28 protein-coding genes are annotated in these 25,472 nt (G+C 68.6%); 18 read left to right on the top strand and 10 right to left on the bottom strand.

The window, feature by feature from the left end:
* Positions 1 to 3: 3 nt before the first annotated feature.
* Positions 4 to 267 carry a DUF2530 domain-containing protein gene (locus BN977_RS09810; RefSeq protein WP_036397379.1) on the bottom strand — a complete coding sequence of 88 codons (264 nt, stop codon included), beginning with the start codon at positions 265 to 267 and terminating at the stop codon, positions 4 to 6.
* 44 nt (positions 268 to 311) lie between these two features.
* On the opposite strand from BN977_RS09810, the gene BN977_RS09805 reads away from it, so the two are divergent.
* The 3 genes from BN977_RS09805 to BN977_RS09795 all read left to right on the top strand — a co-directional run bounded on the left by BN977_RS09805 (position 312) and on the right by BN977_RS09795 (position 1,851).
* Positions 312 to 749: an Rv0880 family HTH-type transcriptional regulator gene (locus BN977_RS09805; RefSeq protein WP_024452045.1), complete on the top strand. Its 438-nt coding sequence runs from the start codon at positions 312 to 314 to the stop codon at positions 747 to 749.
* A gap of 104 nt (positions 750 to 853) precedes the next feature.
* Complete coding sequence (locus BN977_RS09800; protein WP_234883944.1) at positions 854 to 1,558, top strand: TrmH family RNA methyltransferase; 705 nt, start codon at positions 854 to 856, stop codon at positions 1,556 to 1,558.
* Positions 1,558 to 1,851 (top strand): DUF2537 domain-containing protein, encoded by a 294-nt coding sequence (locus tag BN977_RS09795; RefSeq protein WP_036397378.1) that lies wholly within the window; start codon positions 1,558 to 1,560, stop codon positions 1,849 to 1,851. The genes BN977_RS09800 and BN977_RS09795 overlap by 1 nt, the downstream gene beginning before the upstream one ends.
* A 71-nt stretch (positions 1,852 to 1,922) precedes the next feature.
* Here the strand turns inward: BN977_RS09795 and sepH are convergent, their stop codons facing one another.
* From sepH to BN977_RS09780, 3 genes are all read right to left on the bottom strand, one after another.
* Positions 1,923 to 2,765, bottom strand: coding sequence for a septation protein SepH (gene sepH / locus BN977_RS09790; RefSeq protein ID WP_036397377.1), 843 nt, complete (start codon positions 2,763 to 2,765; stop codon positions 1,923 to 1,925).
* Positions 2,766 to 2,830: 65 nt separating this feature from the next.
* Complete coding sequence (gene serC, locus BN977_RS09785) at positions 2,831 to 3,937, bottom strand: phosphoserine transaminase (protein ID WP_036398819.1); 1,107 nt, start codon at positions 3,935 to 3,937, stop codon at positions 2,831 to 2,833.
* Positions 3,938 to 3,986: 49 nt separating this feature from the next.
* A complete protein-coding gene (locus BN977_RS09780; RefSeq protein WP_024452040.1) occupies positions 3,987 to 4,940 on the bottom strand; it encodes a hypothetical protein in 954 nt (317 codons plus the stop codon).
* Between the two features lie 332 nt (positions 4,941 to 5,272).
* Here BN977_RS09780 and BN977_RS09775 point away from each other — a divergent pair, with 332 nt between their 5' ends.
* Both BN977_RS09775 and BN977_RS09770 read left to right on the top strand, forming a co-directional pair.
* A complete protein-coding gene (locus BN977_RS09775; protein WP_024452039.1) occupies positions 5,273 to 6,289 on the top strand; it encodes an AurF N-oxygenase family protein in 1,017 nt (338 codons plus the stop codon).
* Positions 6,290 to 6,306: 17 nt separating this feature from the next.
* The gene (locus BN977_RS09770) at positions 6,307 to 7,989 is read left to right on the top strand and encodes an FAD-dependent oxidoreductase (RefSeq protein ID WP_024452038.1); all 1,683 of its coding nucleotides are present in this window, start codon (positions 6,307 to 6,309) and stop codon (positions 7,987 to 7,989) included.
* Positions 7,990 to 7,999: 10 nt separating this feature from the next.
* Here the strand turns inward: BN977_RS09770 and BN977_RS09765 are convergent, their stop codons facing one another.
* Positions 8,000 to 8,449 (bottom strand): VOC family protein, encoded by a 450-nt coding sequence (locus BN977_RS09765; protein WP_024452037.1) that lies wholly within the window; start codon positions 8,447 to 8,449, stop codon positions 8,000 to 8,002.
* 164 nt (positions 8,450 to 8,613) lie between these two features.
* Between BN977_RS09765 and BN977_RS09760 the strand changes: the two genes are divergently transcribed.
* On the top strand, positions 8,614 to 10,029 hold the full coding sequence (locus BN977_RS09760) for a cytochrome P450 (protein WP_051561227.1): 1,416 nt from the start codon (positions 8,614 to 8,616) through the stop codon (positions 10,027 to 10,029).
* Between the two features lie 10 nt (positions 10,030 to 10,039).
* Here BN977_RS09760 and BN977_RS09755 read toward each other — a convergent pair whose 3' ends face one another.
* Positions 10,040 to 11,155, bottom strand: a complete 1,116-nt coding sequence (locus BN977_RS09755) for a citrate synthase 2 (RefSeq protein ID WP_024452035.1) — start codon at positions 11,153 to 11,155, stop codon at positions 10,040 to 10,042.
* Positions 11,156 to 11,258: 103 nt separating this feature from the next.
* Between BN977_RS09755 and pdxH the strand changes: the two genes are divergently transcribed.
* The 6 genes from pdxH to BN977_RS09725 all read left to right on the top strand — a co-directional run bounded on the left by pdxH (position 11,259) and on the right by BN977_RS09725 (position 17,422).
* Entirely contained in the window at positions 11,259 to 11,909 is a 651-nt protein-coding gene (pdxH, locus tag BN977_RS09750; RefSeq protein WP_024452034.1) for a pyridoxamine 5'-phosphate oxidase, read from the top strand.
* A 106-nt stretch (positions 11,910 to 12,015) separates the two neighbouring features.
* Positions 12,016 to 13,299: an MFS transporter gene (locus BN977_RS09745; RefSeq protein ID WP_036397375.1), complete on the top strand. Its 1,284-nt coding sequence runs from the start codon at positions 12,016 to 12,018 to the stop codon at positions 13,297 to 13,299.
* A gap of 20 nt (positions 13,300 to 13,319) precedes the next feature.
* Positions 13,320 to 13,973 (top strand): TetR/AcrR family transcriptional regulator, encoded by a 654-nt coding sequence (locus tag BN977_RS09740; RefSeq protein ID WP_024452032.1) that lies wholly within the window; start codon positions 13,320 to 13,322, stop codon positions 13,971 to 13,973.
* A gap of 172 nt (positions 13,974 to 14,145) precedes the next feature.
* Positions 14,146 to 15,450, top strand: a complete 1,305-nt coding sequence (locus BN977_RS09735) for a citrate synthase (RefSeq protein WP_081664350.1) — start codon at positions 14,146 to 14,148, stop codon at positions 15,448 to 15,450.
* 135 nt (positions 15,451 to 15,585) lie between these two features.
* Positions 15,586 to 17,016: an MFS transporter gene (locus tag BN977_RS09730; protein WP_036398810.1), complete on the top strand. Its 1,431-nt coding sequence runs from the start codon at positions 15,586 to 15,588 to the stop codon at positions 17,014 to 17,016.
* Positions 17,006 to 17,422, top strand: coding sequence for a MarR family winged helix-turn-helix transcriptional regulator (locus tag BN977_RS09725; protein WP_024452029.1), 417 nt, complete (start codon positions 17,006 to 17,008; stop codon positions 17,420 to 17,422). The genes BN977_RS09730 and BN977_RS09725 overlap by 11 nt, the downstream gene beginning before the upstream one ends.
* Here the strand turns inward: BN977_RS09725 and BN977_RS09720 are convergent.
* Positions 17,411 to 18,967: a phytoene desaturase family protein gene (locus BN977_RS09720; RefSeq protein WP_036397374.1), complete on the bottom strand. Its 1,557-nt coding sequence runs from the start codon at positions 18,965 to 18,967 to the stop codon at positions 17,411 to 17,413. The genes BN977_RS09725 and BN977_RS09720 overlap by 12 nt on opposite strands.
* A 6-nt stretch (positions 18,968 to 18,973) precedes the next feature.
* Positions 18,974 to 19,222: a DUF2630 family protein gene (locus BN977_RS09715; protein WP_036397372.1), complete on the bottom strand. Its 249-nt coding sequence runs from the start codon at positions 19,220 to 19,222 to the stop codon at positions 18,974 to 18,976.
* Positions 19,223 to 19,254: 32 nt separating this feature from the next.
* On the opposite strand from BN977_RS09715, the gene BN977_RS09710 reads away from it, so the two are divergent.
* The 3 genes from BN977_RS09710 (at position 19,255) to BN977_RS09700 (ending at position 21,093) form a co-directional block, all read left to right on the top strand.
* Complete coding sequence (locus BN977_RS09710) at positions 19,255 to 19,617, top strand: FKBP-type peptidyl-prolyl cis-trans isomerase (RefSeq protein ID WP_024452026.1); 363 nt, start codon at positions 19,255 to 19,257, stop codon at positions 19,615 to 19,617.
* Between the two features lie 125 nt (positions 19,618 to 19,742).
* Entirely contained in the window at positions 19,743 to 20,396 is a 654-nt protein-coding gene (locus BN977_RS09705) for a hypothetical protein (RefSeq protein WP_234709534.1), read from the top strand.
* A 130-nt stretch (positions 20,397 to 20,526) separates the two neighbouring features.
* The gene (locus BN977_RS09700) at positions 20,527 to 21,093 is read left to right on the top strand and encodes an LppU/SCO3897 family protein (RefSeq protein WP_051561225.1); all 567 of its coding nucleotides are present in this window, start codon (positions 20,527 to 20,529) and stop codon (positions 21,091 to 21,093) included.
* Between the two features lie 3 nt (positions 21,094 to 21,096).
* Here the strand turns inward: BN977_RS09700 and BN977_RS09695 are convergent, their stop codons facing one another.
* Positions 21,097 to 22,467: a sensor histidine kinase gene (locus BN977_RS09695; RefSeq protein WP_024452023.1), complete on the bottom strand. Its 1,371-nt coding sequence runs from the start codon at positions 22,465 to 22,467 to the stop codon at positions 21,097 to 21,099.
* Positions 22,468 to 23,178 carry a two-component system response regulator PrrA gene (gene prrA, locus BN977_RS09690; RefSeq protein ID WP_024452022.1) on the bottom strand — a complete coding sequence of 237 codons (711 nt, stop codon included), beginning with the start codon at positions 23,176 to 23,178 and terminating at the stop codon, positions 22,468 to 22,470.
* 79 nt (positions 23,179 to 23,257) lie between these two features.
* Here prrA and BN977_RS09685 point away from each other — a divergent pair, with 79 nt between their 5' ends.
* The 3 genes from BN977_RS09685 (at position 23,258) to BN977_RS09675 (ending at position 25,428) form a co-directional block, all read left to right on the top strand.
* Entirely contained in the window at positions 23,258 to 24,250 is a 993-nt protein-coding gene (locus BN977_RS09685; protein ID WP_024452021.1) for a phospholipase D-like domain-containing protein, read from the top strand.
* Positions 24,243 to 24,785, top strand: a complete 543-nt coding sequence (locus BN977_RS09680; RefSeq protein ID WP_024452020.1) for a chromate transporter — start codon at positions 24,243 to 24,245, stop codon at positions 24,783 to 24,785. Before BN977_RS09685 ends, BN977_RS09680 begins: the two co-directional genes overlap by 8 nt.
* A 97-nt stretch (positions 24,786 to 24,882) precedes the next feature.
* On the top strand, positions 24,883 to 25,428 hold the full coding sequence (locus BN977_RS09675; RefSeq protein WP_036397368.1) for a chromate transporter: 546 nt from the start codon (positions 24,883 to 24,885) through the stop codon (positions 25,426 to 25,428).
* Positions 25,429 to 25,472: the final 44 nt, after the last annotated feature.

Genomic DNA, 25,472 nt, shown 5'->3' with positions numbered 1-25,472 from the left:
CCTTCAGTCGACGAGGCCGCGCTGCGCGCCCCGGTCGCCCCGGCGGGCGGAACGCAGCTGCAGCAGGAAGATGGAGGTGCCGAGCAGTCCGACACCCAGCCCGGCGACCGTGATGGGGCGCCAGTCGTGCAGGGCCGGGACGGTGAAAGCCAGCACGACGGCGATCAGCCAGCCGGTCGCGATCGCGATGATGACCGGCACCGGCTCCAGGAGCCGGGCCGGCAAGGCCGGCGGCTCGATCGGCGTCGCGGTGGTGTCTTCTGACATCGCTTCACAACCTAGCCGATGCCATCTGGGTATTCTCTTGCCCTGTGACAGACGTCGACTCCAGGTTGTCGAGCGATCTGTCGCTGGCCGTGATCAGGTTGGCCCGGCAGCTGCGGTTCCGCCGTCCCGACTCACCGGTCTCGTTGTCGCAGCTCTCGGCGCTGGCCACGGTGGCCAAGGAAGGGCCGATGACGCCGGGCGCGCTGGCCATCCGGGAACGTGTCCGCCCGCCGTCGATGACGCGGGTGATCGCGTCACTGGTCGACCTGGGCTTCATCGACCGCACCGCGCATCCCGACGACCGGCGGCAGGTGCTGGTGTCGGTGTCGCCCGCCGGCGTCGACCTGATCGAGGCCGAACGCAAGGCCAGCCGGGAATGGCTGCAGCAGCGGCTGGCCGAGCTGACCGCCGAGCAACGCCAGACCCTGCTGGAGGCCGCCGACCTCATGCTGGCGATCGTGGACGAAGGCCCGGCGAACTGACTAACGTCATCGATATCGCGGACGCGGCCGATCCGCGACTGGACGATTTCCGCGATCTCAACAGTGTCGATCGCAGGCCGGACCTGCCCAGCGGTAAGGGGCTGGTGATCGCGGAGGGTGTGCTGGTGGTGCAGCGCATGCTGGCGTCCCGGTTCACGCCGCGGGCCATGCTGGGCACCGATCGCCGGTTGAGCGAGCTGGCCGCTGATCTGGCGGGCGTGGACGTGCCGTACTACCGGGCCAGTGCCGAGGTGATGGCCGAGGCGATCGGCTTCCATCTCAATCGCGGTGTGCTGGCCGCCGCGCCGCGCCCGGCCGAGCTGACGGTCGCCGAGGTGCTGGCCGGCGCCCGCACCGTCGCGGTGCTCGAAGGCGTCAACGACCACGAGAACCTCGGGTCCATCTTCCGCAACGCCGCCGGGTTGGACGTGGACGCCGTGCTGTTCGGCACCGGCTGTGCCGACCCGCTGTACCGGCGGGCGGTGCGCGTGTCGATGGGGCATGCCCTGCTGGTGCCCTACGCGTGGGCGCCCTCTTGGCCGGGCGAGCTGAACACTTTGCGGGACAACGGTTTCCGTGTGCTGGCGATGACCCCGAATCCGGCCGCCGCGACGCTGGCCGAGGCGATGTCGGGACTGGCCGACGACAAGGTGGCCATCCTGGTGGGAGCCGAGGGGCCGGGCCTGACCGAGCACACCATGCGGGCCGCCGACGTGCGGGTGCGCATCCCGATGACGCGTGGCACCGACTCGCTGAACGTCGCGACGGCCGCCGCGCTGGCGTTCTACGAGCGGGCTAGGGTGAGCTGATGTCCGGCGACAGCACGCCACCGCGGGGGACGGCGCAGCCCTGGGGCACCGGGCTGACCGTCGCCGGATTCGTCGCGGCACTGACCGCGGCCGCCATCGTCGTTCTCAGCGTCGGTCTGACGCGGGTACACCCACTGCTTGCCATCGGGCTGAACCTGGTGGCGGTCGGCGGTCTGGCGCCCACGGTATGGGGCTGGCGGGCCCGGCCCGTGTGGCGCTGGTTCGTGCTGGGATCCGGGGTCGGGGTGGCCATCGGCTGGTTGGCGCTGATCGCGTTGCTCGTCAGTCGGTGAGTCCACGCCGGCGTCGTTGACTTGGCGCCCAGGGCGGTCCGCACTCGGAGTTTGCCGCCCTCACCGCCAAGTCAGCGGTGTTGCGTGCCGGAGCGCACGCCCAGCAGCACGTCCTCCCACGCCGGCACCGTGGCGCGGGCCTTACGGCTGCGGGCGGGCTTGGGTGCCGGTTCGGCGGGCTGCTGCGGCTCGGGTTCTTCGGTCGGCGCGACGGTCTGCGCGGCCGGAGCCGGTGCCGGCTCCGGGATCACCGCCGGGGCGGGAGCCGGGGCAGGCGCGGGCTCGAAATCCAGCTGCGCCACCGGGGCCACCGGCCGCAGCGGGCGGCTGAAGTTCGGGTCGATCAGTTCGGCCGCCCGCTCGTCGAACGCCGTCACCGTGCCGCCGTGCGAACCGGGGGTGAACCGGAAATGCGCCTGCAGGTCCGACCGGCCGGCCTTCCACGACAGCTGCACCGTCCACCGGCCGTCCTCGTTGCGCCAGGCGTCCCAGGTGGTCGAGTCGGGGTCGAGGCCGCGCGAGATGAGCGCCGACGTCACGGTTTCCAACAGCGTCAGCACCGCGGGTCCGTCGGCCAGGATAGGGTGCGCGGCGGTGGCCAGCTCCGCGGCACGGGCGCGCTCCAGCAGCACCGGGTTGGCGAACCGCTGCACCCGGTCGATATCGGCGCCGGTGATCGCCGCGACCTGCTCGACCGATGCGCCCGCACGGATACGGGACTGAATTTCCTTGGGGCGCAACGTCGTCGGTACCTCGACCTCGATCTGGGTTTGGTTGGAGGTGGCCTTGTCGCCGCGCACGGCGGCACGCAACCGGTTGTCCACCCGGATGACGAATTTCTCGCCGGCGTCCGCCGCCTCGCAGATCAGCCGCTTGCCGTCCACGTCCAGCCCGACGACCTTGAGTTCGCGCATACTGACCTCCTGCGGGGCACCTTACAGCGTTATCCGGCCGTTACCGGGCTGACACGCAGGGTTGCTCAGATTCGCTCGACGACCCAGTCGATGCAGTTGGTCAGGGCGCTGATGTCATCGGGCTCGACGGCCGGGAACATCGCCACCCGCAACTGGTTGCGGCCCAGCTTGCGGTACGGCTCGGTGTCGACGATCCCGTTGGCGCGCAGCACCTTGGCCACCGCGGCAGCGTCGACGTCGTCGTTGAAATCGACGGTGCCGACCACCTGCGAGCGCAGCGCCGGATCGGCCACGAACGGCGTCGCGAACGATGCCGCCTCGGCCCACGAGTACAGCCGCTGCGACGAGTCGGCGGTGCGCTTGACGGCCCAGTCCAACCCGCCGTTGCCGTTCAGCCAGTCCAGCTGCTCGGCCAGCAGGATCAGCGTGCCGATGGCCGGGGTGTTGTAGGTCTGGTTCTTCAGGCTGTTCTCGACCGCGATGGGCAGCGACAGGAAGTCCGGCACCCAGCGGCCGCCGGCGGCGATCGCCTCGATCCGGGCCAACGCGGCCGGCGACAGCACCGCGATCCACAGGCCGCCGTCGCCGGCGAAGTTCTTCTGCGGCGCGAAGTAGTAGGCGTCGGCGTCGCGGATGTCGACGGGCAGGCCGCCGGCCGCCGAGGTGGCGTCGATGAGCACCAGGGCGTCACCGGCCGGCCGCTGCACCGGCACCGCGACCCCGGTCGAGGTCTCGTTGTGCGCCCAGGCGACGACGTCCACCGACGGGTCCGAGGTCGGCTCCGGCGCGCTGCCGGCGTCCGCCTTGATGATGATCGGATCGCCGACGAACGGGTTCTTGGCGACGCAGGAGGCGAACTTCGAACTGAACTCGCCGTAGGTCAGGTGCAGCGAGCGCTTGTCGACCAGGCCGAACGCGGCGGCATCCCAGAACGCGGTCGAGCCGCCGTTGCCCAGGATGACCTCGTACCCGTCGGGCAGCGCGAACAGCTGGCGCAGCCCGTCGCGGACCCGGCCGACGAGGTTCTTGACCGGGGCCTGGCGATGGGAGGTGCCGAACAGGTCACCGGCGGCGGCGAGTGCCTGCAGCTGCTCGGGGCGCACCTTCGACGGCCCACAGCCGAAGCGTCCGTCGTGCGGCTTGATGTCGGCGGGGATCGTCAGCTCGGCCATGACGTTCAGATTATCGGCCCACGCCACCGGTTAAGACGGCCGGTGTCGGTCAGGGTGCCTGCGGCACCACATAGGTCGGCTGGAACGGATTCTGGCCGTTCTCGATCGCGATGGCCCGCAGGTACGCGTCGACATCGGGATAGCCGGCGATCTCGGCCTGTTTCTGCAACGCACGCTGGCGGGCCAGTTCGGTCTGGGCCTGCGCGGCCGCCTTGTCCGCCTCGGCCTTGGCCTTGGCCGCGTTGGCGTCGGCCACACCCTTGGCCTCGGCGGCCCGGGCGTCGGCGATGGCCTTCTGCTCGGCGATGATGGCCTCCTTGAGGCCGTCGTCGACCGGGTCCGGTTTCATCACGGTCACCTGGAAGTTGGTGAAGAACTCGCGCCCGTCGGTGCGGGCCCGGGAGGCGCTGGGCAGCGCGTCGCGCAGCGCGTTCTGGAATTCGATGCGGACCTTCTCGTCGTTCCAGATCTCACGCCAGGTGTACTTCTGCGCGACGCTGATGAGCACCTGTTCGGCCGGCTGGCCGACGACGTAACGCAGCAGGTTCTTCCAGCCCTCGGTGACCAGACCCTCGTCGTCCAGCCAGCCCTGATATTTGGTGCCGAAGTCGCGGTGGAAGTCCATCAGCATGGCGCAGTCGGTGGTCAGGTCGAAGGTGATGACCACCGGCACGCGCAGTTCGGCGGGGGCGGTGGCGTTGGACACCACGATGGTGGGTTCGGCCTCGGAGTCGGGGCTGCCGGTGGCATCCCAGCTGATCTGACGGGACGGGTAGCGGTAGGCCTTGAAGCCGCCGGGCGGATTAAACTCGGAGGTCTCCGGGTTGATGCAGCCCTCCACCTTCGGGTCGGTGGGAATCAGGGCGTAGTCGTCCACCTTGACCGCCGTTTGCCCGGGGCCGATCTGGGTGGCGCAGCTGGAGAGCACGGTTCCCGAGATCAGCACCCCGATCACCAGCACGGCGCCGATGACCACACCCTTGACCTTGCGATTGACGGCCATTCCGCATCCTTATGTCCGCGCTGTGAGACAGCTGGGAGTGTAGCTATCCGGGGCGGATTTGCGCGTCATCTGCGGTGATCGCCGTCGCAATGGCGTCGGCGCCGATTGCTGGTTCGGCACGGGTGGTTCGGGGCGCGGTGACCTCGGGCGACGTGCTGCGCCGGGTGGTCCAGCAACGGGACGTACAACCCGGAATGACGGTCTGATCAGGCGGTTTGGGTGGGTGGCCCGGTCGACGGAAACGGGTATCCGAGGGTGTGGACATTTACTCGATACCTGCGGTACCGTCTAGACAAGAGGCCGTTCGTTGTAAACCTCGTGGAGGGATTCAAGTGGCTAGGACGAAGATGATCCGGCGTTGGCGCAAGAACATGGACGTCAGCGACGATCCCCAGTACGTGGAGATGTTGACCACCCTGTCCGAGGGGTCGGTGCGACGCAACTTCAATCCGTACCAGGACATCGATTGGGACTCCCCGGAGTTCGCTGTCGTCCCGAACGACGACCGCTGGATCCTGCCGGAGACCGACCCGATCGGTAATCACCCGTGGTACCGCTCGCAGTCCCGTGAGCGTCAGATCGAGATCGGTATGTGGCGTCAGGCCAATGTCGCGAAGGTGGGCCTGCACTTCGAGAACATCCTGATCCGCGGTTTGATGGAGTACTCGTTCTGGGTGCCCAACGGCTCGCCGGAGTACCGGTACTGCCTGCACGAGGCGGTCGAGGAGTGCAACCACACCCTGATGTTCCAGGAGATGGTGAACCGCATCGGCAAGGACGTGCCCGGTATGCCGCGGCTGCTGAAATGGCTGCAGCCGCTGATTCCGTTGGTGGCCGGTCCGCTGCCCATCCCGTTCTTCTTCGGTGTGCTCGCGGGCGAAGAGCCCATCGACCACACGCAGAAGAACGTGCTGCGCGAAGGCAAGGAACTACACCCGATCATGGAGCGGGTGATGGCGATTCACGTCGCCGAGGAGGCCCGGCACATCTCGTTCGCCCATCAGTACCTGCACAAGCGCGTCCCGAATCTGCGCTGGCGCCAACGCTTCCTGTTGTCGCTGTTCGTGCCGCTGACCATGCGGATCCTGTGCTCGGCGATCATCGTGCCGCCGCGCGCGTTCTGGAAGGAATTCGATATCCCGCGCTCGGTGCGCAAGGAGCTGTTCTTCCGGGCGCCGGCATCGCGGCAGACGCTGCGCAACATGTTCTCCGACGTCCGGATGCTGTGCTACGACACGGGTCTGATGAACCCGCTGGCCAAGCTGGTGTGGAAGATCTGCAAGATCGACGGTCCGCCCAGCCGTTACCGCAGCGAGCCGCAGCGCGAGCATCTGGTGGCCGTGGCCTGACGTAAACGACATCCGCCATGCCCCATGTGATCACCCAATCGTGTTGCAGCGATGGGTCTTGTGTCTACGCATGCCCGGTGAACTGCATCCACCCGTCACCGGACGAGCCCGGCTTCGCCACCGCGGAGATGCTCTACATCGATCCCGATGCGTGTGTGGACTGCGGCGCCTGCGTCTCCGCGTGCCCCGTCGGCGCCATCGCGCCCGATTCCCGGCTGACCGAGAATCAATTGCCGTTCATCGAGCTCAACGCCGCGTTCTATCCCAAGCGTGAGGGCAAGCTGCCGCCCACCTCGAAGCTGGCGCCGGTCCTCGACGCGCCCAAGGTGCACCCGCGCGCCGGTGGGCCGCTGCGGGTGGCGATCGTCGGGTCCGGCCCGGCGGCGATGTACGCGGCCGACGAGTTGCTCACCCAGCGAGGGGTCCGGGTGAACGTCTTCGAGAAGCTGCCGACGCCCTACGGGCTGGTCCGCGCCGGCGTCGCGCCGGACCACCAGAGCACCAAGCGGGTCACCCGGCTGTTCGACCGGATGGCCCGGCAGCCCGGATTCACCTTCTTCCTCAACGTCGAGATCGGCAAGCACCTGACCCACGCCGACCTGCTCGAGCATCACCATGCCGTGCTGTACGCGGTCGGCGCGCCCAACGACCGTCGTCTCGATATCGACGGCATGGACCTGACCGGCACCGCCACCGCGACCGAGGTGGTGGCCTGGTTCAACGGGCACCCCGATTACGTCGGGTTGCCCGTCGACCTCAGCCACGAGCGGGTGGTCATCGTGGGCAACGGCAACGTCGCCCTGGACGTCGCCCGCGTGCTGACCACCGACCCGGATGCCTTGGCGCGCACCGATATCGCCGACCACGCCCTGGCTGCCCTGCGGCGGTCCAAGGTGCAGGAAGTGGTGATCGCCGCCCGCCGCGGGCCCGCCCAGTCGGCGTTCACGCTGCCCGAGCTGATCGGCTTGACCTCGACGTGTGGCGTGGTGCTGGACGCCGCCGACCACGATCTGGTGATCCGCGACCTCGCCACCGAGACCGACCCGCTGACCCGCAACAAGCTGGAGATCCTGTCCAAGCTCGATTCGGCCGAAGCCGGTTCGACGCCGATCACGCGCCCGCGGATCCGGCTCGCCTACCGGCTGACCCCGCAGCGGGTGCTGGGAGAGGCAACGGTGACCGGACTTCAGTTCGGGATCACCGGAACCGACGAGACCCGCACGGTCGACGCCGGCATGGTGCTGACCTCGATCGGCTACCGCGGCAAGGCCGTCGCCGATCTGCCGTTCGACGACGACGCGGCCGTGGTGCCCAATGCCGGCGGCCGGGTGCTCGACGGGGACCTGCCGGTGCCCGGTGCCTATGTGGCCGGCTGGATCAAGCGCGGCCCCACCGGCTTCATCGGGACCAATAAGTCCTGTGCCGCCGAGACGGTGCACAACCTGGTCGAGGACTACAACCGTGGACAGCTCGGCGACCCGGCCCACAAGCCGGCGGCGCTGGACAAGCTGGTCCGAAGCCGCCAGCCCGCGGTTGTTGACGCCGCGGGCTGGCAGGCCATCGACGCCGCGGAGATCGCGCGTGGCGGCGAGGACCGGCCCCGGGCCAAGTTCACCGGCATCGGCGAGATGCTGGCGGCCGCCGCGGCGGCGCCCAAATCGACGGTCGGTCAGCGCCTGCTGGCGGGCCTGCGGCGCTGACCGCGGCGCGTCACTGCGCCTGCATCGCCTGGGCGATCTCCTCGGGGCTGACCTCACGCACCGGCTGGCCCAACGACCACTGATGGCCGAACGGGTCCTTCACCATGCCGTAGCGGTCGCCCCAGAACTGGTCTTCCAGCGGCATCACGACCTCCGCGCCGGCCTCGACGGCCTTGGCGAACTTCGCCTCGACGTCGGTGACGGTCAGGTGGATGGTGACCGGGGAGCCACCGAGCGCCTTCGGATTTTGCGCCTTGCCGTCGTTGTACTCGGGGAAATCGTCGTTGAGCATCACGGTCGAGCCGTTGATGGTGAGCGCGGCGTGCACCAGCCGGCCGTCCGGGCCGGGTACCCGGCCCAACTCGGTGGCGCCGAACGCGCGTACGTAGAAATCGATGGCGGCGGCTGCGTCGTCGACGACGAGGTGCGGGATGACGGCGGGAACGACTTCGATGGTCATGGGTTTCTCCTCCATGGGATGGCGGGCGGACGACGGTACTGACCGATCGCAACGGCGGATCTCATCGCGGGCGGTGCCATGAAACCACCGCGCACCGACAAACGGGCAAAGACAGGTAGTCCACTACGCTAGGGCAGCGCGACGGACGGCAAGAAGCTGCTTACATGAGCACCGACACCGTCGAGCAGCTGCCGTTGGCGCCGCTCAATCCGTTGCCCTATCGCGAGCAGCTGCGTGCCCTGCGCAGTTTCAACACCGGCTTTGAGCTGCTGCGCGACGCCGGCGGTCCGGTGACACGACTCAGGCTGGGACCGCGGTGGTTGACCCCCGAGATCGTGGTCGTCACCTCACCGCGAGGTGGCCGCGACATGCTCGGCCGCAGCGACCAGTACCTGGAGAAGACGTTCATGCATCGCGAGATGCAGCACATGCTCGGCACCAACCTGTTCGACATGATGCACGACGAATGGTTGCCACGCCGGCGCGTGGTGCAGCCCCTGTTCACCAAGAAGCATGTGCAGACGTTCGCCGGCGACATGGCCCAGGCCGCGCAGGACGTCGTGGACGGCTGGGCCGAGGGGGCGCGCGTCGACCTGGACACCGAATGCCGCCGGCTGACCATGCGGGCGCTCGGCCGGTCCGTGCTCGGCGTCGACCTGGACCGCCGGGCGGAGGCCATCGACGAACCGCTGCGCACCGTGCTGACCCACATCGCCGATCGCGCGACCTCGCCGGTCCGGCCGCCCCGGTGGGTGCCGACCCCGGGACGCAACCGGGCCCGGGCGGCGGCCGCGACCCTGCGCACGCTCGCCGACGATGTGCTGCGCGCGTGCCGGGCGGATCCCGATCTGGACGCACCCTTGGTGCGGGCGCTGATGGCCGCCACGGATCCCGAGACCGGGGAGGGGCTGACCGACGCCCAGATCCGCGACGAGCTCGTCGTCTTCATCGCCGCGGGGCACGACACGACGGCCACCGCACTGACCTACACGCTGTGGCAGCTGGGCCGATACCCCGAGATGCAGGAGAACGTCCGGGCCGAGGCCGCCGAACTCGGCGACCGCCCGCTCGGGCCCGACGATCTCGCCCAGCTCGAGTACACCGGCCAGGTGCTGCGGGAGGCGCTGCGGCTGTGCCCGCCCGCTCCCGGCGTCGGCCGGGTGGCGGTGCAGGATCTCGAGGTCGACGGCTACCGGATCAGGAAGGGCACCCTGTTGGTGTTCGGAACCTATGCGGTGCAACGGGATCCGACACTATGGGAATGGCCGCAGATCTTCGATCCGCAGCGGTTCCGGCCGGACGCGCTGAAGTCCATGGACCGGTGGCAGTACCTGCCGTTCGGTGCCGGGCCGCGGTCCTGCATCGGCGATCACTTCGCCATGTTGGAAGCCACCCTGGCCCTGGCCACCATCGTGCGGAGCACCGAGATACGCTCCGCCGAAGACCATTTCCCCATGACGACACCGTTCACCATGGTGGCCGGTGCGCCCATCTGGGCCCGGGTGTCCTGGCAGCGCAGCCTGGCCGCCGGTGGCGGCGGTGTCGGACTGTGCCTGGGCAACCGGGAAATCTGCGGCTAACGCGGCGCGGTCAGGCGGTGTGGATGTCGGCCCAACCCGGCACCGATTCCGGTGACCGTGGATCCGGCCCGACATAGATCGCGGCCGGACGCACCAGCTTGCCCAGACGCTTCTGTTCCAGGATGTGCGCGCACCAACCCGCGGTGCGCCCGCAGGTGAACATGGCCGGCATCATCCGACTGGGCACCTGAGCGAAGTCGAGGATGACCGCCGCCCAGAACTCCACGTTGGTCTCGATGGCGCGGTCGGGTCGGCGCTCACGCAGTTCGGCCAGCGCGGCCTGCTCCAGCGCCGAGGCCACCTCGAACCGCGGCGCCCCCAGGCGTTGCGCGGTCGCCCGCAGCACCCGGGCCCGCGGGTCTTCGGCCCGGTACACGCGGTGCCCGAAGCCCATCAGCTTTTCGTTGCGGTCCAGGATGCCGCGCACCACCGCGCGGGCGTCGCCGGTCCGCTCGGCTTCCTCGATCATCGGCAGCACCCGGGCGGGCGCGCCGCCGTGCAGCGGCCCGCTCATCGCGCCCACCGCACCCGACAGCGACGCGGCCACGTCGGCGCCGGTCGAGGCGATCACCCGCGCGGTGAACGTCGACGCGTTCATGCCGTGCTCGGCGGCCGTCACCCAGTACGCGTCGATCGCCTCGATGTGCCGGGGATCCGGTTCGCCCTGCCAGCGGGTCATGAATCGCGCTGTGACGGTGGCGCATTCGTCGATGGTGCGCTGCGATACCGCGGGCCGGCCGATGCCGCGGGCGGACTGCGCGACATACGACAGCGCCATCACCGAGGCGCGCGCGAGCTGCTCGCGGGCGGTCTGGTCGTCGATGTCCAACAGCGGGGCATATCCCCAGATCGGGGCGAGCATGGCCAGCCCGGCCTGAACGTCCACCCGCACGTCACCGGAGTGGATGGGCAGCGGGAACGGTTCGGCCGGGGCGAGGCCGTGCCCGAACTCGCCGTCGACCAGCAGGCCCCACACGTCGCCGAAGGTGACCCGCTTGGCCACCAGATCCTCGATGTCCACGCCGCGGTAGCGCAGCGCCCCGCCGTCCTTGTCCGGCTCGGCGATCTCGGTGGTGAAGGCGACGACACCCTCCAGCCCCGCAACGAATTTTTCCGGAACGGTCATGCGCGAATTGTCGCACCCGGGCCGGGACCGGATGCATGCCGGTGACCGTCGCCTGGCGTAGCGTTACCGCGTGAGCAGCACCGGTGATCAGGACCTCGCCAGGATGCGGGTCGAATACGGATCCGTCGAGAAGGACGGCAGCCCCGACCTGGACGCGGACTGGCTCGGCCCGGACCCCTCGACCGGCTGGCTGACCCTGCTGCGCACCTGGATCGCCGACGCCTGGGCGGCCGGGGTGCCCGAGGCCAACGCCATGGTGGTCGCCACCGTCGACGACCGGGGAAGGCCCGTGACGCGGACGGTGTTGTGCAAGAGCGTGGACGAATCCGGGATCAGCTTCTACACCAATTACGACTCCGCAAAAGGCGAGCAGCTGGCCGCAACCCCGTACGCGTCGGTCACGTTTCCCTGGTACGGCCTGGGACGGCAGGTGCATGTCCGGGGTCCGGTGACCAAGGTGTCCGCCGAGGCCACCGCCGACTACTGGAGCAAGCGGCCGCGCGGTTCCCAGCTGGGGGCATGGGCGTCGCACCAGTCGCAGCCGATCGCGAGCCGGCGCGCGCTGCTCGATCAGCTCGACGAGGTGACGGCCCGGTTCGCCGATCAGGAAGTGGTGCCGGTGCCGCCGCACTGGGGCGGCTATCTGATCGCACCCGAGGTGATCGAGTTCTGGCAGGGGCGGGAGAACCGGGTGCACAACAGGATTCGGGTGACGCAGGCGGCGACGGTGACTGTCGAGCGGTTGCAGCCGTGACGCTCACTTGCCTGGTGACATTCCCCGTCGCTTCGCTCGCCCTGGTGACATTCCCCGTCGCTTCGCTCGCCCTGGTGACATTCCCCGTCGCTTCGCTCGCCTTACCGTGAGAAAGCTGTTCGCCGACACCACCCCGCTGAAAACCCCGGACTTCCGGCGGTTGTGGCTGGCCGGCATCGTCACCGTCATCGGCGGGAACCTGACCATCTTCGCGGTCCCCGTGCAGCTCTACGCCCTCACCGAGAGCTCCGCGTACGTGGGGTTGGCCGGCCTGTTCGCCCTGGTTCCGCTGATCGTGTTCGGCCTGTGGGGCGGCGCCTGGGCCGACGCCATGGACCGCCGGCTGCTGCTGATCATCACGGCCGTCGGGCTGGCGGTGTCCTCGGTGCTGCTGTGGCTGCAGGCCGCACTTGCCCTGAACAACGTCTGGGTGGTGCTGTGCCTGTTGTCCCTCCAGCAGGTGTTCTACGCCGTCAACTCGCCCACCCGGGCGGCCGCCATCCCGCGCATGTTGCCGGCCGAGCAACTGCCCGCGGCCAACTCGCTGAACATGACGGTCATGCAGTTCGGCGCCATCGTCGGTCCGCTGTTGGCCGGCGTGCTGCTGCATTTCGTCGACCTGTCGACGCTGTACCTGATCGACGCCATCACCTGCATCACCCCGATCTGGGCCACGGTGCGGCTGGCGAAGATGCCGCCGACCGGCGCCGGCGACGGGGCGAGCAAGTTCGGGTTCCGCGCTGTGCTGGAGGGTTTCCGTTACCTGGCCGGTAACCAGGTGGTGTTGCTGTCGTTCGTCGTCGACCTCATCGCGATGATCTTCGGCATGCCGCGTGCGCTGTTCCCGCAGATGGCCCACGAGAGCTTCGGCGGGCCGGTGGAGGGCGGCACCACCATGGCGCTGCTGTCGGCGGCCATGTCGGTCGGCGCGGTCGCCGGTGGCGTGTTCTCCGGCTGGCTGCCCAGGATCCGCCGCCAGGGCCTGACGGTGGTGGTGGCCATCGTGGTGTGGGGTGTGGCGATGCTCGGGTTCGGGCTGGCCGCCGGCGCCGCGCACGGCACCGCCGGGCTGATGCTGTGGCTGGCGCTGGCGTTCCTGGCGCTCGGCGGTGCGGCGGACATGGTGTCGGCGGCGTTCCGGTCGACCATCCTGCAAGAAGCGGCCTCCGACGACCTGCGCGGTCGGCTGCAGGGGGTGTTCACGGTGGTGGTGGCCGGCGGCCCGCGGATCGCGGATGTCGCCCACGGTGCGGCCGCCGCCGCGGTGGGGACGACGGTCGCCGCGGCCGGCGGCGGCCTGCTGGTGGTCATCGGTGTGGTGCTGGCCGCGTTGGCGGGGCCGGCATTCGTGCGCTATCGGGTCCGGGCGTATAGCCAGGATGAGGTGTGACCGGGAGTTACCATCCAGTGATGGCTGACGCCGCGGGGGGTACCGATCTCGGCCTGCGTGAGCGCAAGAAACAGCGAACGCGCGCGACGCTGGTCGACGCCGCGCTCGAGCTGTGCTTGCGGCAGGGCTACGAGCACACCACAGTCGAACAGATCGCTGCGCAGGCCGAGGTGTCGGCGCGCACCTTCAGTCGGTATTTCGCGACGAAGGAGGCCGTCTTCCTCACCCTCATCGAGGATCTCGCCGACGAGATCGCCGATGAGATCACCCGGCTGCCACCGCATCTGGGCCCGGTGGAAGCGCTGCGCGTCGCGCACGTCGAGGTGCTCACCCGGGTGGACGGCGAGACCGTCGGCCGGCTCACCAAAGAGCGCATCGTGCTGATGTTGCGCATCATCAACGGTTCGGACGCCTTGCGCCACGGCGCGTTCGAGTTCCGGCACCCCAGAGTGCTTGCCCTGCTTGCCGATCGCATGGGGGTACCGATCGACGATCGCCGGTTGCGGCTCGGGGTGTCGATGTTCTCGTCGATCATCGTGGCCGCGTGCGGTGACCTGGTCGCCGATACCGCCGATGCCCGGCTGGGCCCGCTGCTGATGGTCCAGCGGCTCAACCAGGCCTGTATCCACGCGGCCGAGTTCGCGGCCGACCTCGACGTGGCAGCGCACGTCTGAGGGTCGTCGCCGGACGGTTCGAGCCGGGCCTGGGGTAGCGTGCGCACCCCCGTCGGCGACGTTGCAGCGGCTCCGGGGATGCTGGCAGCCGGTACCCCACGCAAGCGCGCCGCAACGTTAGCGACTACCGTCCAGTAGTGACGCGTAGCCGACGACCACAGAAGGGGTTCCAGTGGCCGAAAACTCCAGCCCTGAACAAGTAGCGACCCTTACCTATCCGGGTGGCTCATTGGACCTGGATATCGTCCACGCCACCGAGGGTTCCGACGGCATCGCCCTGGGATCGCTGCTGGCCAAAACGGGTTACACCACCTTCGACGGCGGGTTCGTCAACACCGCGTCCACCAAGTCCGCGATCACCTACATCGACGGCGACGCCGGCATCCTGCGCTACCGCGGCTACCCGATCGAGCAGCTGGCCGAAAAGTCGACCTTCATCGAGGTGAGCTACCTGCTCATCTACGGGGAACTGCCCACCGCCGAGCAGCTGGAGAAGTTCACCACCCAGATCCAGCGGCACACCCTGCTGCACGAGGACCTCAAGCGGTTCTTCGACGGCTTCCCGCGTAACGCGCACCCCATGCCGGTGCTGTCCTCGGCGGCCAACGCGCTGAGCGCCTACTACCAGGATTCGCTGGACCCGCTGGACAACGAGCAGGTCGAACTGTCCACCATCCGACTGCTGGCCAAGCTGCCGACCATCGCGGCTTACGCCTACAAGAAGTCGGTGGGCCAGCCGTTCCTGTATCCGGACAACTCGCTGACCCTGGTCGAGAACTTCCTGCGGATGACGTTCGGCTTCCCGGCCGAGCCGTATGAGGTCGACCCCGAGATCGTCCGCGCGCTGGACATGCTGCTGATCCTGCACGCCGACCACGAGCAGAACTGCTCGACGTCGACGGTGCGCCTGGTCGGCTCGTCGCAGGCCAACCTGTTCACCTCCATCTCCGGCGGCATCAACGCGCTGTGGGGCCCGCTGCACGGCGGCGCGAACCAGGCCGTGCTGGAGATGCTGGAGAAGATCCGCACCGGCGACGACGACGTGCAGACCTTCGTCCGCAAGGTCAAGAACCGCGAAGACGGTGTGAAGCTGATGGGCTTCGGGCACCGGGTGTACAAGAACTACGACCCGCGGGCGCGCATCGTCAAGGAGCAGGCCGACAAGATCCTGGGCAAGCTCGGCGGTGACGACGAGCTGCTGGACATCGCCAAGCAGCTCGAAGAGATCGCCCTGACCGACGACTTCTTCATCGAGCGCAAGCTCTACCCCAACGTCGACTACTACACCGGCGTCATCTACCGGGCGATGGGCTTCCCGACCCGCATGTTCACCGTGCTGTTCGCGCTCGGCCGGCTGCCCGGCTGGATCGCGCACTGGCGCGAGATGCATTCCGAGCCCGGCAAGATCGGCCGCCCGCGCCAGATCTACACCGGCTACACCGAGCGCGACTACGCAGGCATCGACACCCGCGCCTAGCGTTCCCGCGAGCACACAGAAACTCCCGCCCTCTCCCCGGAAAGGGCGGGAGTTCTGCGTCTGCGCGGCAGACAGCGTTTGCATAGCTAAAGGTTGTAGTTACACAATGGTTGGGTGAACGACACCATCAACACGCTGACGCCGCGGCGCAAGGCCGTCGTGCTGGTGTCCTGTTGCCTGAGCCTGCTGATCGTGTCGATGGACGCCACCATCGTCAACGTGGCCATCCCGTCCATCCGGGCCGACCTCGGCGCCAGCCCCGCGCAGTTGCAGTGGGTGGTGGACATCTACACCCTGGTGCTGGCCTCGCTGCTGATGCTGTCGGGTGCCATGGGCGACCGGTTCGGCCGCCGCCGGGTGTTCCAGATCGGGCTGACGGTGTTCGCCGTCGGCTCCCTGCTGTGCAGCCTGGCGCCCGGTATCGACACCCTGATCGCGGCTCGGCTGTTACAGGGTATCGGTGGCTCGATGCTCAATCCCGTTGCGCTGTCCATCATCTCGCAGGTGTTCACCGGCCGCGTGGAACGCGCCCGGGCGCTGGGCTTCTGGGGCGCGGTGGTCGGTATCTCGATGGCCCTTGGGCCGACGGTGGGCGGGCTGCTCATCGAATACGTCAGCTGGCGCGCGGTGTTCTGGATCAACCTGCCCATCTGCGCGGCCGCCATCATCCTCACCGCGATCTTCGTGCCGGAAACCAAATCGGCGACCATGCGCAATGTCGACCCGATCGGTCAGGGCCTGGCCGTGCTGTTCCTGTTCGGGGTGGTCTACACCCTGATCGAGGGCCCGGCGCTGGGCTGGGCCCATCCCCGCGTCCTGGCCACGGCCGGTATCGCGGTGGTCGCGTTCGCGGCGTTCCTGCGGTTCGAATCGCGCCGTCACGACCCGTTCATCGACCTGCGCTTCTTCCGCAGCGTGCCGTTCGCCTCGGCGACCGTGATCGCCATCAGCGCCTTCGCCACCTGGGGCGCGTTCCTGTTCATGATGTCGCTGTACCTGCAGGCCGAGCGCGGCTATTCGGCGATGCACACCGGGCTGATCTACCTGCCCATCGCCATCGGCGCGTTGGTGTTCTCGCCGCTGTCGGGCCGGTTGGTGGGCCGCTACGGCGCGCGGCCGTCGCTGTTGACGGCCGGGGTGCTCATCACCACGGCGTCGTTCCTGCTGACCTTCCTGACGGCGACGACACCGGTGTGGGCGCTGCTGGTGGTGTTCACCGTGTTCGGGATGGGCTTCTCGATGGTCAACGCCCCGATCACCAATGCGGCGGTCAGCGGTATGCCGCTGGATCGTGCCGGTGCGGCGTCCGCGGTGACCAGCACCAGCCGGCAGATCGGGGTGAGCATCGGTGTGGCGCTGTGCGGTTCGGTCATCGGGACGTCGCTGCCGTCCGGCGGTCTGGACTTCATGAGCGCGGCCCGGCCGCTGTGGTTCATGTGCGTCGGTCTGGGCGTGGTGATCATCGTGCTGGGTGTGGTGTCCACCGCGCCGCGGGCGTTGGCCTCGGCCCAGCGGCTGGCACCGCTGATCGAGGGGCACCAGAAGGCGCCCGTCCATGTCGGATAACCCACTCGCCGACGAGGTGTGGCAGCGGATGGCCGCCCTCGTGCACGAGAACCGTGGCGACTGGAAGCGTGCGGTGATCGAACGGTCCGGGCTGCCGTTCAGCCGGATCCGGGTGCTACGCCGGCTGGCGCGCACCCCGATGACGGTCAAGGAACTCGCCGAGGCGGCTACCCTGGACGCGCCCGCGGCGACGGTGGCGGTCAACGATCTGGAGGAACGCGGGCTGGTGCTGCGCCAGACCAACCCGGCCAACCGGCGTTGCAAGGTGGTGTCGCTCACCGACGAGGGGCAGGCGCTGGCGGCCGCCGTCGAGGCGGTGCAGGATCCCGCGCCCGCTGCGCTCGCCGGCCTCGACGAGGCAGATCTGCTTGCGCTGCAGGCGGTTCTGCGCAAACTAGCCCTCTAGAAGCGCCATGGCGGCATTGTGCCCGCCGATACCCGACACGGCGCCGCCGCGTCGTGCCCCCGACCCGCACAACAGGATCCGCGGATGCGCGGTGGCGACGCCCCAGCGCCGGGCGGCGGTGTCCAGTGGCTCGTCATCCTCGGCGAACGGCCAGCTCAACCCGCCATGGAAGATATTGCCCGCGGTCATGCCCAGGGTGTGGTCCAGGTCGACGGTGGTCTTGGCCTCGATGCACAGCCGGCCCGCGGCGTCTTCCATGACGACATCCTGGATCGGTTCGGCCAGCACCGAATTCAGTGATTCCAGGGCGGCCGACGTGAGCCGGTCCCTGGCCCGGTCCGGATCGCTGCCGACGGACAGGCTGTGCGGGGTGTGCAGCCCGAACACCGTCAGGGTCTGGGCCCCGCTCTCGCGCAACGCCGGGGACAGGATGCTGGGATCGGTCAGCGAATGGCAGTAGATCTCACACGGCAGCGGATCGGGGACGTGGCCGCCGGCGGCCGTGGTGTAGGCGGTCTCCAGCTGGGTGAGCGTCTCGTTGATGTGGAAGGTGCCGCCGAACGCCTGCTCCGGGGTCACCGAGGTGTCCCGCAGGCGCGGCAGGCGGCGCAGCATCAGGTTCACCTTGATCTGCGCCCCCGGTGCCGCGGCGGGGGCGGGTTCACCCAACAGCCCGGCCAGCACCGTGGGCGTCACGCCCGCCAACACCACCGCGCCGGACACGACGCGCTCCGTGCCGCCTTCCCGGTAGTGCACCTCGCCATCCGGAGTGATCGCGAAAACCTCTGCACCCGTGCTGATTTCGGCTCCGAAGCCGCTCGCGGCGGCGCTCAGGGCGCCGGTGACCGCACCCATCCCGCCGATCGGCACGTCCCAGTCGCCGGTGCCGCCGCCGATCAGGTGGTACAGGAAGCACACGTTCTGCAGCAGGGCCGGGTCGTCGGTGGAGGCGAAGGTGCCGATCAGGGCGTCGGTGGCGACCACCCCGCGGACCAGGTCGTTGCGCACGGCCGCCGTGATGGCCTGCCCGATCGGCTGTTCCACGATGTCACGCCACGCGGTGGCGGCGTCGTCTCCGCCCGCCAGCACCCGCCGCCGCACCGCCGACCGGGTTTCCAGCGGTTGCAGCAGCGTCGGCCACAGCGCCTTGGTCAGCACACCGGTGCGCCGGTAGAACTCCGCGAATCCGGCGGCGTCCGACGCCGCGCCGATGGCGTCGAAGGTGTTCTGCGGCCCCAGCAGCAGCCCGGTGGATCCGCCGGTGCCCGGGTCCGGGCTGTAGGACGAGTAGCGCCGGCGCGCCAGCCGGATCCGGGCGCCCAGGTCGTCGATGATCCGTCGCGGCAGCAGGCTGACCAGATACGAGTAGCGCGACAGCCGGGCGTCGACGCCGTCGAAGGCGTGCGCGGAGACCGCGGCGCCGCCCACGTGGTCGAGCCGTTCCAGCAGCCGCACCCGCCGGCCCGCGCGGGCCAGGTAGGCCGCGGCCACCAGCCCGTTGTGTCCGCCCCCGACGACGACGACGTCGAACTGCGAAGACGACACCCGGCGCTAGTTCCGGTAGCCCTCGACCTCGTCGGCCGGGCGCACCGCGGCGTCGTCGGGATCGCCGCCGGAATCGCGCAGCGCCCGCCGCTGCCGCAGCAGGTCCCAGCACTGGTCGAGCTGCACCTCCAGGGCGCGCAGCCGCTGGTGTTCGGTCGATTCGTCGACCTCGCGGTGCTGCAGGCGGTCGCGTAGCTCGCGCTCTTCGGCGACGAGATTGTTGACTTGGGCGAGGATGTCCGCATCGGTGGCCATGAAGCCAGTGTGCCCGACTACGGTGGGCAAGCGTGGCTACAAAACCTGAGATCGAATTTCCGGACGGCCCGGCCCCCACGGAGCTGGTCATCGAAGACGTGACCGTCGGCGACGGGGACGAAGCGGTGCCCGGCGGCACCGTCGAGGTGCATTACGTCGGCGTCGAGTACGACACCGGCGAGGAGTTCGACAGCTCGTGGAATCGCGGCGAGTCGATCACCTTCCCGCTGCGCGGTCTGATCCAGGGCTGGCAGGACGGCATCCCCGGGATGAAGGTGGGCGGCCGGCGCAAGCTCACCATCCCGCCGGAGCAGGCCTACGGCCCGGCCGGCGGCGGGCACCGGTTGTCCGGGAAGACTCTGATTTTTGTCATCGACCTGCTGGGCGCTCGCTGACGTACCTTCGTCGGGTTGCCGTGACCTAGATCACCGTTCGGTTTCGGGCTCGGCTTCCGACTACACCTTGCAGACGCGCGTCATCGGGTGACGGGCGGGATCTGTCTGCGGGGGAGGTGTCGGCTGTGATCAGGCGCCGTGCCCCCGACGCTTTCGAAGCAGGCTTGTTCCTGCCCGCCCGGATGACGGTGTCCTTCCCCCAGGTGCTCATCGACCACGCGGGCAGCGAAGCCCTGCAGCCGTACCCGCCCGCCGACGCCGAGCACTGGGATCCCGATCGGCACTTGCTCGACGCGGAGGCTGCCCGGCTCGACCGGGAGCGGATGGCGGCCGAGATCGCTCGTTTCCACGCGACGCGACGGGAAGCCTCGATGCTGGCGATGATCAACATCGCACTACCGTTGGGCGACAGCGCGACACTGACCGACGGGCAGAACTATCTGCTGTGCATCGCACGCGACGAACGCAACGAACTCGGCCGACCGTCGGTACCCGAGCTGTCTCGGGCAGGCGCGGCGGTGCGCGAGCTGATCTGCGCGAAACTCGGTGTCCTCCTTGCCGACTCGGTGACGGTAGCCGCAGACGGTGACACGCTGGTCAACGGCGACGGCTCCACTGCCGCGGTGCTCGGGCGACTGTGTCCGACGTGCTGGTACGCCACCCGAGCCGCTCTGGCCCAGCGAGTCATCGACAACGGCTCGACTCCGGTGTTGGGGCAGGGTCTGGTGGATCCCGTGTCGGTCGCGATTCTCTACACCCTGGGACTCATCGACTTCTGACGGCCAGTCCCGAGGAAGGTGGGCCGTGGCGTAGATCACGGTCCTACGACGTTCGGATCGCCCGATCTTCCGCGACTACATGTGCATATGCCCGGAACGCGGGCGCTCACGCAAGCGAAGGACGAACGTCATGACCGATCTGCAACCCCCTGCCGCGCCTCGTGTGGCCAAAACGCGTTGGTGGCGAACCAAGAAGGCCCGGCTGGCGTTGACCATCATCGGTGTGTCACTGATCCTGCTGGCCAAATTCAGCCTGGCCGAGAAGCGCGAAGTGCAGCAGGCAACCACCGCCGCGAAGCAGGAGATCACCAGTTTCCTTGTCGGAGACTGTGTTGCGCTCGGTGCCGACGGAAAAAACGTGCACCGCACCGACTGTGGTGTCGACCCCAGCTTCACCGTCGGCGCCGTACTGGACAGCGACCGGGCATGCGCCAACGCCAACTACATCAGCTATGACTGGACGCTGGACCACCGTGCCGTCGGCCGGCTGTGCCTGGTCGAGAACCTCACCGCCGGACACTGCTATCACCCCACCGCGGACGGCAAGAATCTCGAGCAAATCGACTGCACCACCACCGATGACAAGGCCTACAAGGTGATTCAGCGGTTCGACTCCGCCGCCGCCCAGTGCCCGGCCGACGCCACCACCTACAGCTACCCCGAGCCGGTGCGGACCTACTGCCTGACGGCTCCCTGAGGCTCAGCTCGGCTGCGGCACCGGCCCGGGCAGGCGCAGCAGCAGCCGCGTCCCGCCCAGCGGGCTGGCTTCCAATGAGGCTGTGCCACCGTGCAATTCGGCCTGCTGGGCCACCAGCGCCAAACCCAGTCCCGAGCCGGAATGCGACGCCGTCGAGCCGCGCGAGAACCGCTCGAACACCCGGGTGCGCTCCTCCTCGGGAACACCGACCCCGTCGTCGTCCACGGCGATCTCCACCCCGGCGCGCGAGCTGACCGCCGAGAGCTGAACCCGGGTGGCGTTACCGTGCTTGACGGCGTTGGCGATCGCGTTGTCCACCGCCAGCCGCAACCCGGCCGGCAGCCCGAGGATCAGCACCGTCGGTGCCGGCACCAGCGACACGTCCAGATCGGGATATACCCGCATCGCGTCATGGGCGGCCCGGTCGAGCAGTTCGGTTATGTCCACCGGCACGTGATCGTCGGCGGTGGTCAGCTCACCCTGGGCCAGCCGCTCCAGCGCGGTCAGCGTCCCCTCGATCCGGGACTGGGTGCGGATGACGTCGCCCAGCACCTCCTTGCGCTGCTCGTCGGGCATGTCCAGGGTGGCGAGCACCTCGAGGTTGGTGCGCATGGCGGTCAGCGGGGTGCGCAGCTCGTGTGAGGCCACGGCGGCGAAATCGCGGGCCGATTCGAGGGCGGCCTTGGTGCGCTCCTGCTCGTCGCCGATGCGGGCCAGCATGCCTTCCACGGCCTCGGCGATCTCGGTGGCCTCCCACACCCCGCGCACCTGGATCGCCTCGGGCTTGGACTGGGCGTTGATGGCCCGGGCCTGCTGGGCCAGCCGCCGGAACGGGGTGATCATGATGGCCGAGATGATCCAGCCGACGATGGCCGTGCCGCCGACGACGCCGCCGCCGATCAGCAGCACCCTGCGGTGCTGCGCATCGATCTGGTGCTCGGTCTCGGTGGTGGGTGCACCGAGGGCCACCGACGCCTGCCCGGCGCTGAAGGTGCGCACCCGGTAGTCGACTCCGTTGATCGTGGTGGTGGCGAAGCCGTCGGGGAATTCGGGCAGCACGATGTCGTCCGGCGTCGAGACGGTGGATCCGGCGATGCGCGCGGTACGCACCAGGCCGCCGTTGGCCGTCGGCTCATCGGCATGATCGTTGAAGGCACTGCTGAGCAGGGTGGTGACATCGCCGAGGCTGCCGATCGAGTCGAGTCGGCGGTCCAGCTGGCTGTACTGCTCGTTGGTGATGCCGATCCACACCCAGGTGCAGATGGTGATCGCCGTGGCCACCACACCGAATGATGCGGCGAGCACGATGGTGCGCAGCGACAGCGCCCGCTTGGGCAGTCCCAGCAGCCGGTAGAGCCGGTCGTTCAAATCCATCTACTGCTGCCTGAGAACGAACCCCACGCCGCGGACGGTGTGCAGCAACCGGGGTGCACCGCCTGCCTCCAACTTGCGGCGCAGATACCCGATGAACACGTCGACGACGTTGGTGTCGGCGGCGAAGTCGTATCCCCACACCAGCTCGAGCAGCTGCGCCCGGGACAGCACGGCGGTCTTGTGTTCGGCGAGCACGGCCAGCAGGTCGAACTCGCGCTTGGTCAGGTCGACGTCGGCGCCGTTGACCCGGGCCCGCCGGCCGGGGATGTCCACCTCCAGCGGACCGACCGAGATGGTCTCCGAGGAGAACGTGGCGGTCGACCCGCGGCGGCGCAGCAGCGCCTTGACCCTGGCCACCAGTTCCTGCAGCACGAACGGCTTGACCAGGTAGTCGTCGGCGCCGGCTTCCAGGCCGGCCACCCGGTCGTCGACGGAGCTGCGGGCCGACAGCACGCATACCGGCACGTCGTTGTCCATGGCGCGCAACGCGGTGACCACGCTGACGCCGTCCAGCACGGGCATATTGATATCCAGCACGATGGCGTCGGGCCGGGTCTCGGTGGCGCTGCGCAGGGCCTCGGCTCCGTCGACCGCCGTGGCGACCTCGAACCCGGACAGCCGCAGGCCGCGCTCCAACGACGCCAGCACGTCGGGATCGTCGTCGACGACGAGGACCCGGGGTGAGACTGCTCCACTGGCTCCGCTTTCCATACGGCCATCTTGCCCGATGGACCACCACGATTGCGGCAGGCACGTCCCGGACATCATTCGGTGCTAGCATCCGGCATTTATGCTGGCCAATCCGCCGCGCGTGATAGTCCAGCCCGATGACGGCGTGGGTCCGGTCCGGGAATTCCTCGAGTCGGCGCAACAGTCGTTGTTGATCAAGCAATTCACCTTCACCGAAGAATCGTTGTTGCAGTCGGTGATCGCGCGCCACGGTGCCGGTGTCGACGTTCGGGTGATGCTCAACCCGGCTCGCTCCGGAGGTGACCGGGCCAACGACGAATCGTTCGAGCGGTTACAGGCCGCCGGCGTGAAGGTGCAGTGGACCAACCCGAAGTTCTATGTCACCCACGAGAAATCGATCGTGGTCGACGGCCGGGCCGCCCTGGTGGCCACCTTCAACCTGTGCGAGAAGTACTTCACCCTGACCCGGGATTACGGCGTGGTGACCACCGCGCCCCAGCACGTGGCGCAGATCGTCGACGCGTTCGACGCGGATTGGGAACACCTCGACGATTGGCATCCCGCCGTGTTCGAAGGCCTGTTGTGGAGCAATTCGAATTCGCGCTATCACATGGCGCAATTCATCGACAGCGCCCGACACCGGCTCGATATCCAGCATCCGAAATACGTGGACGCCGTGATTCTCGACCACATCGCCGCCGCGGCGGGGCGCGGTGTGAAGGTGCGGGTGTTGTGCGGCGGTCGGCACGGCATCAGCGAATGGGACATCCTCGATACCTTCGCCTCGCTGCGCACCCTGCGTCGTTTCGGGGTGAAGGTGCACAAGCAGAAGAACCTGCGGGTGCACGCGAAGCTGCTCATCGCCGACGACGCACACGCTCTGGTCGGTTCGATGAACATCGACCGCAGCGCCTTCGACCTGCGCCGCGAGCTCGGGGTGATCGTCGAGCATCCCGATGCCGTGGCCCGGCTGCGGCAGGTGTTCGGTTTCGATTGGGAGTCCTCACACCAGTACGAGCCGCCGGATCCGCTGCGGCCGGGGGAGCACGGGGAGGACGATTTCCCGCACGATCCGGACCTCATGCATGAGTGAGGTGTCGTTGCGGGAGTTGGCGCTGACGTTCAACCACATCGCGTTGGCCTCGTTCGGCGGCGGGCTCTCGGCGTGGTCGCGCGAGGTGCTGGTGGTCGAGAAGCAGTGGCTGGGCGAGGCCGAATTCCTGTCGGCGATGACGATGTGCCGGATCCTGCCGGGCGCCAACCAGGTCAACATGGCGGTGTTCGCCGGTACCAAGATGCGCGGCCTGCCCGGGGCCGTCGCCGCCGTCGTCGGCCTGTGCTTCATGCCGCTGGTGATCATCCTGGTGCTGTCGTTCGTCTACTTCCGCTTCAAGGAGGTGCCCGCCGTCAAGGGGGTGCTGCACGGAGCGTCGGCCGCGGCGGTGGCACTGACGTTGACGATGGTGATCAAGACCGGCCAGAAGTGCCTCACCGGCGTGGTGCCGGTGCTGCTGTTCGCCGGGGCGTTCCTGCTCAACGGGGTGCTGCGCTGGCCGCTGCTGGAGACGCTGGCGATCCTGGCGCCGCTGAGCCTGCTCTGGGCCTGGCCGCGCAAGGCGCGGGCATGAACGCGTCCATTGCGGCCGCCGAGACTGAAACTGTGGACGGTTTTCGGCCCGGACAGGTACCTGGCTTCAGTCTCGCCGTCGGGCAGATGAGGCCGGCATGAGCACCTACCTGCAGATCGCCGGGCTGTTCGGGATGCTCTCGCTGTTGTCCATCGGCGGCGGCAATGTGGTGCTGCCCGAGATGCACATGCAGGCGGTCAACGGCAGGCACTGGCTGACCAACAGCCAATTCGCCGACTTGTTCTCGATTTCGCAGACGGCGCCGGGGCCCAGCATCCTGATCGTGTCGATGGTGGGATACGGCGCCGGCCTGCACGTCGGGGGTGTCCCGGCGGCCATCCTGGGTGGTGTCATCGCGATGGTCGCCATGGTGTTGCCGGCGGCGTCGTTCGTCTACATCGTGACGCTGTTCTGGCAGCGTGCCGAGAAGTCCAAGCTGCGCATCGCCGTGGAGAAGGGCTTCGCGCCGCTGACGGTCGGGCTGATCCTGGCCACGTCGCTGGTGATGAGCCGGGCCGCGGACCACGATTGGCGGGCCTACACCGTCACCGCGGTGTGCACGGTGATCTTCTTGGTCAGCAAGATCAATCCGTTGTTCGTGGTGGCTGCGGCCGGGGTGGTCGGGTACTTCGGCTTCGTCTGACGGGGCAATAAAATTGACCTCAATCATTGTTGAGGTTCTAGCGT

It is taken from the genome of Mycolicibacterium cosmeticum (assembly GCF_000613185.1).
GTDB lineage: Bacteria > Actinomycetota > Actinomycetes > Mycobacteriales > Mycobacteriaceae > Mycobacterium > Mycobacterium cosmeticum.
Note: the sequence above shows the minus strand (reverse complement) of the source record. Positions and strands in the feature narration are given on the sequence as shown.

What these genes read in the sequence shown, in the direction of transcription:
- BN977_RS09685 (WP_024452021.1), top strand. Translation starts at nt 23,258, where the DNA reads ATGCTGGCCAATCCGCCGCGCGTGATAGTCCAGCCCGATGACGGCGTG.
- serC (WP_036398819.1), bottom strand. Translation starts at nt 3,937, where the DNA reads ATGGCCGAGCTGACGATCCCCGCCGACATCAAGCCGCACGACGGACGC.
- sepH (WP_036397377.1), bottom strand. Translation starts at nt 2,765, where the DNA reads ATGCGCGAACTCAAGGTCGTCGGGCTGGACGTGGACGGCAAGCGGCTG.
- BN977_RS09740 (WP_024452032.1), top strand. Translation starts at nt 13,320, where the DNA reads ATGGCTGACGCCGCGGGGGGTACCGATCTCGGCCTGCGTGAGCGCAAG.
- BN977_RS09760 (WP_051561227.1), top strand. Translation starts at nt 8,614, where the DNA reads ATGAGCACCGACACCGTCGAGCAGCTGCCGTTGGCGCCGCTCAATCCG.
- BN977_RS09725 (WP_024452029.1), top strand. Translation starts at nt 17,006, where the DNA reads ATGTCGGATAACCCACTCGCCGACGAGGTGTGGCAGCGGATGGCCGCC.
- BN977_RS09695 (WP_024452023.1), bottom strand. Translation starts at nt 22,467, where the DNA reads ATGGATTTGAACGACCGGCTCTACCGGCTGCTGGGACTGCCCAAGCGG.
- BN977_RS09810 (WP_036397379.1), bottom strand. Translation starts at nt 267, where the DNA reads ATGTCAGAAGACACCACCGCGACGCCGATCGAGCCGCCGGCCTTGCCG.
- BN977_RS09700 (WP_051561225.1), top strand. Translation starts at nt 20,527, where the DNA reads ATGACCGATCTGCAACCCCCTGCCGCGCCTCGTGTGGCCAAAACGCGT.
- BN977_RS09765 (WP_024452037.1), bottom strand. Translation starts at nt 8,449, where the DNA reads ATGACCATCGAAGTCGTTCCCGCCGTCATCCCGCACCTCGTCGTCGAC.
- BN977_RS09795 (WP_036397378.1), top strand. Translation starts at nt 1,558, where the DNA reads ATGTCCGGCGACAGCACGCCACCGCGGGGGACGGCGCAGCCCTGGGGC.
- BN977_RS09780 (WP_024452040.1), bottom strand. Translation starts at nt 4,940, where the DNA reads ATGGCCGTCAATCGCAAGGTCAAGGGTGTGGTCATCGGCGCCGTGCTG.
- BN977_RS09755 (WP_024452035.1), bottom strand. Translation starts at nt 11,155, where the DNA reads ATGACCGTTCCGGAAAAATTCGTTGCGGGGCTGGAGGGTGTCGTCGCC.
- BN977_RS09715 (WP_036397372.1), bottom strand. Translation starts at nt 19,222, where the DNA reads ATGGCCACCGATGCGGACATCCTCGCCCAAGTCAACAATCTCGTCGCC.
- prrA (WP_024452022.1), bottom strand. Translation starts at nt 23,178, where the DNA reads ATGGAAAGCGGAGCCAGTGGAGCAGTCTCACCCCGGGTCCTCGTCGTC.
- BN977_RS09770 (WP_024452038.1), top strand. Translation starts at nt 6,307, where the DNA reads ATGCCCCATGTGATCACCCAATCGTGTTGCAGCGATGGGTCTTGTGTC.
- BN977_RS09680 (WP_024452020.1), top strand. Translation starts at nt 24,243, where the DNA reads ATGAGTGAGGTGTCGTTGCGGGAGTTGGCGCTGACGTTCAACCACATC.
- BN977_RS09675 (WP_036397368.1), top strand. Translation starts at nt 24,883, where the DNA reads ATGAGCACCTACCTGCAGATCGCCGGGCTGTTCGGGATGCTCTCGCTG.
- pdxH (WP_024452034.1), top strand. Translation starts at nt 11,259, where the DNA reads ATGCGGGTCGAATACGGATCCGTCGAGAAGGACGGCAGCCCCGACCTG.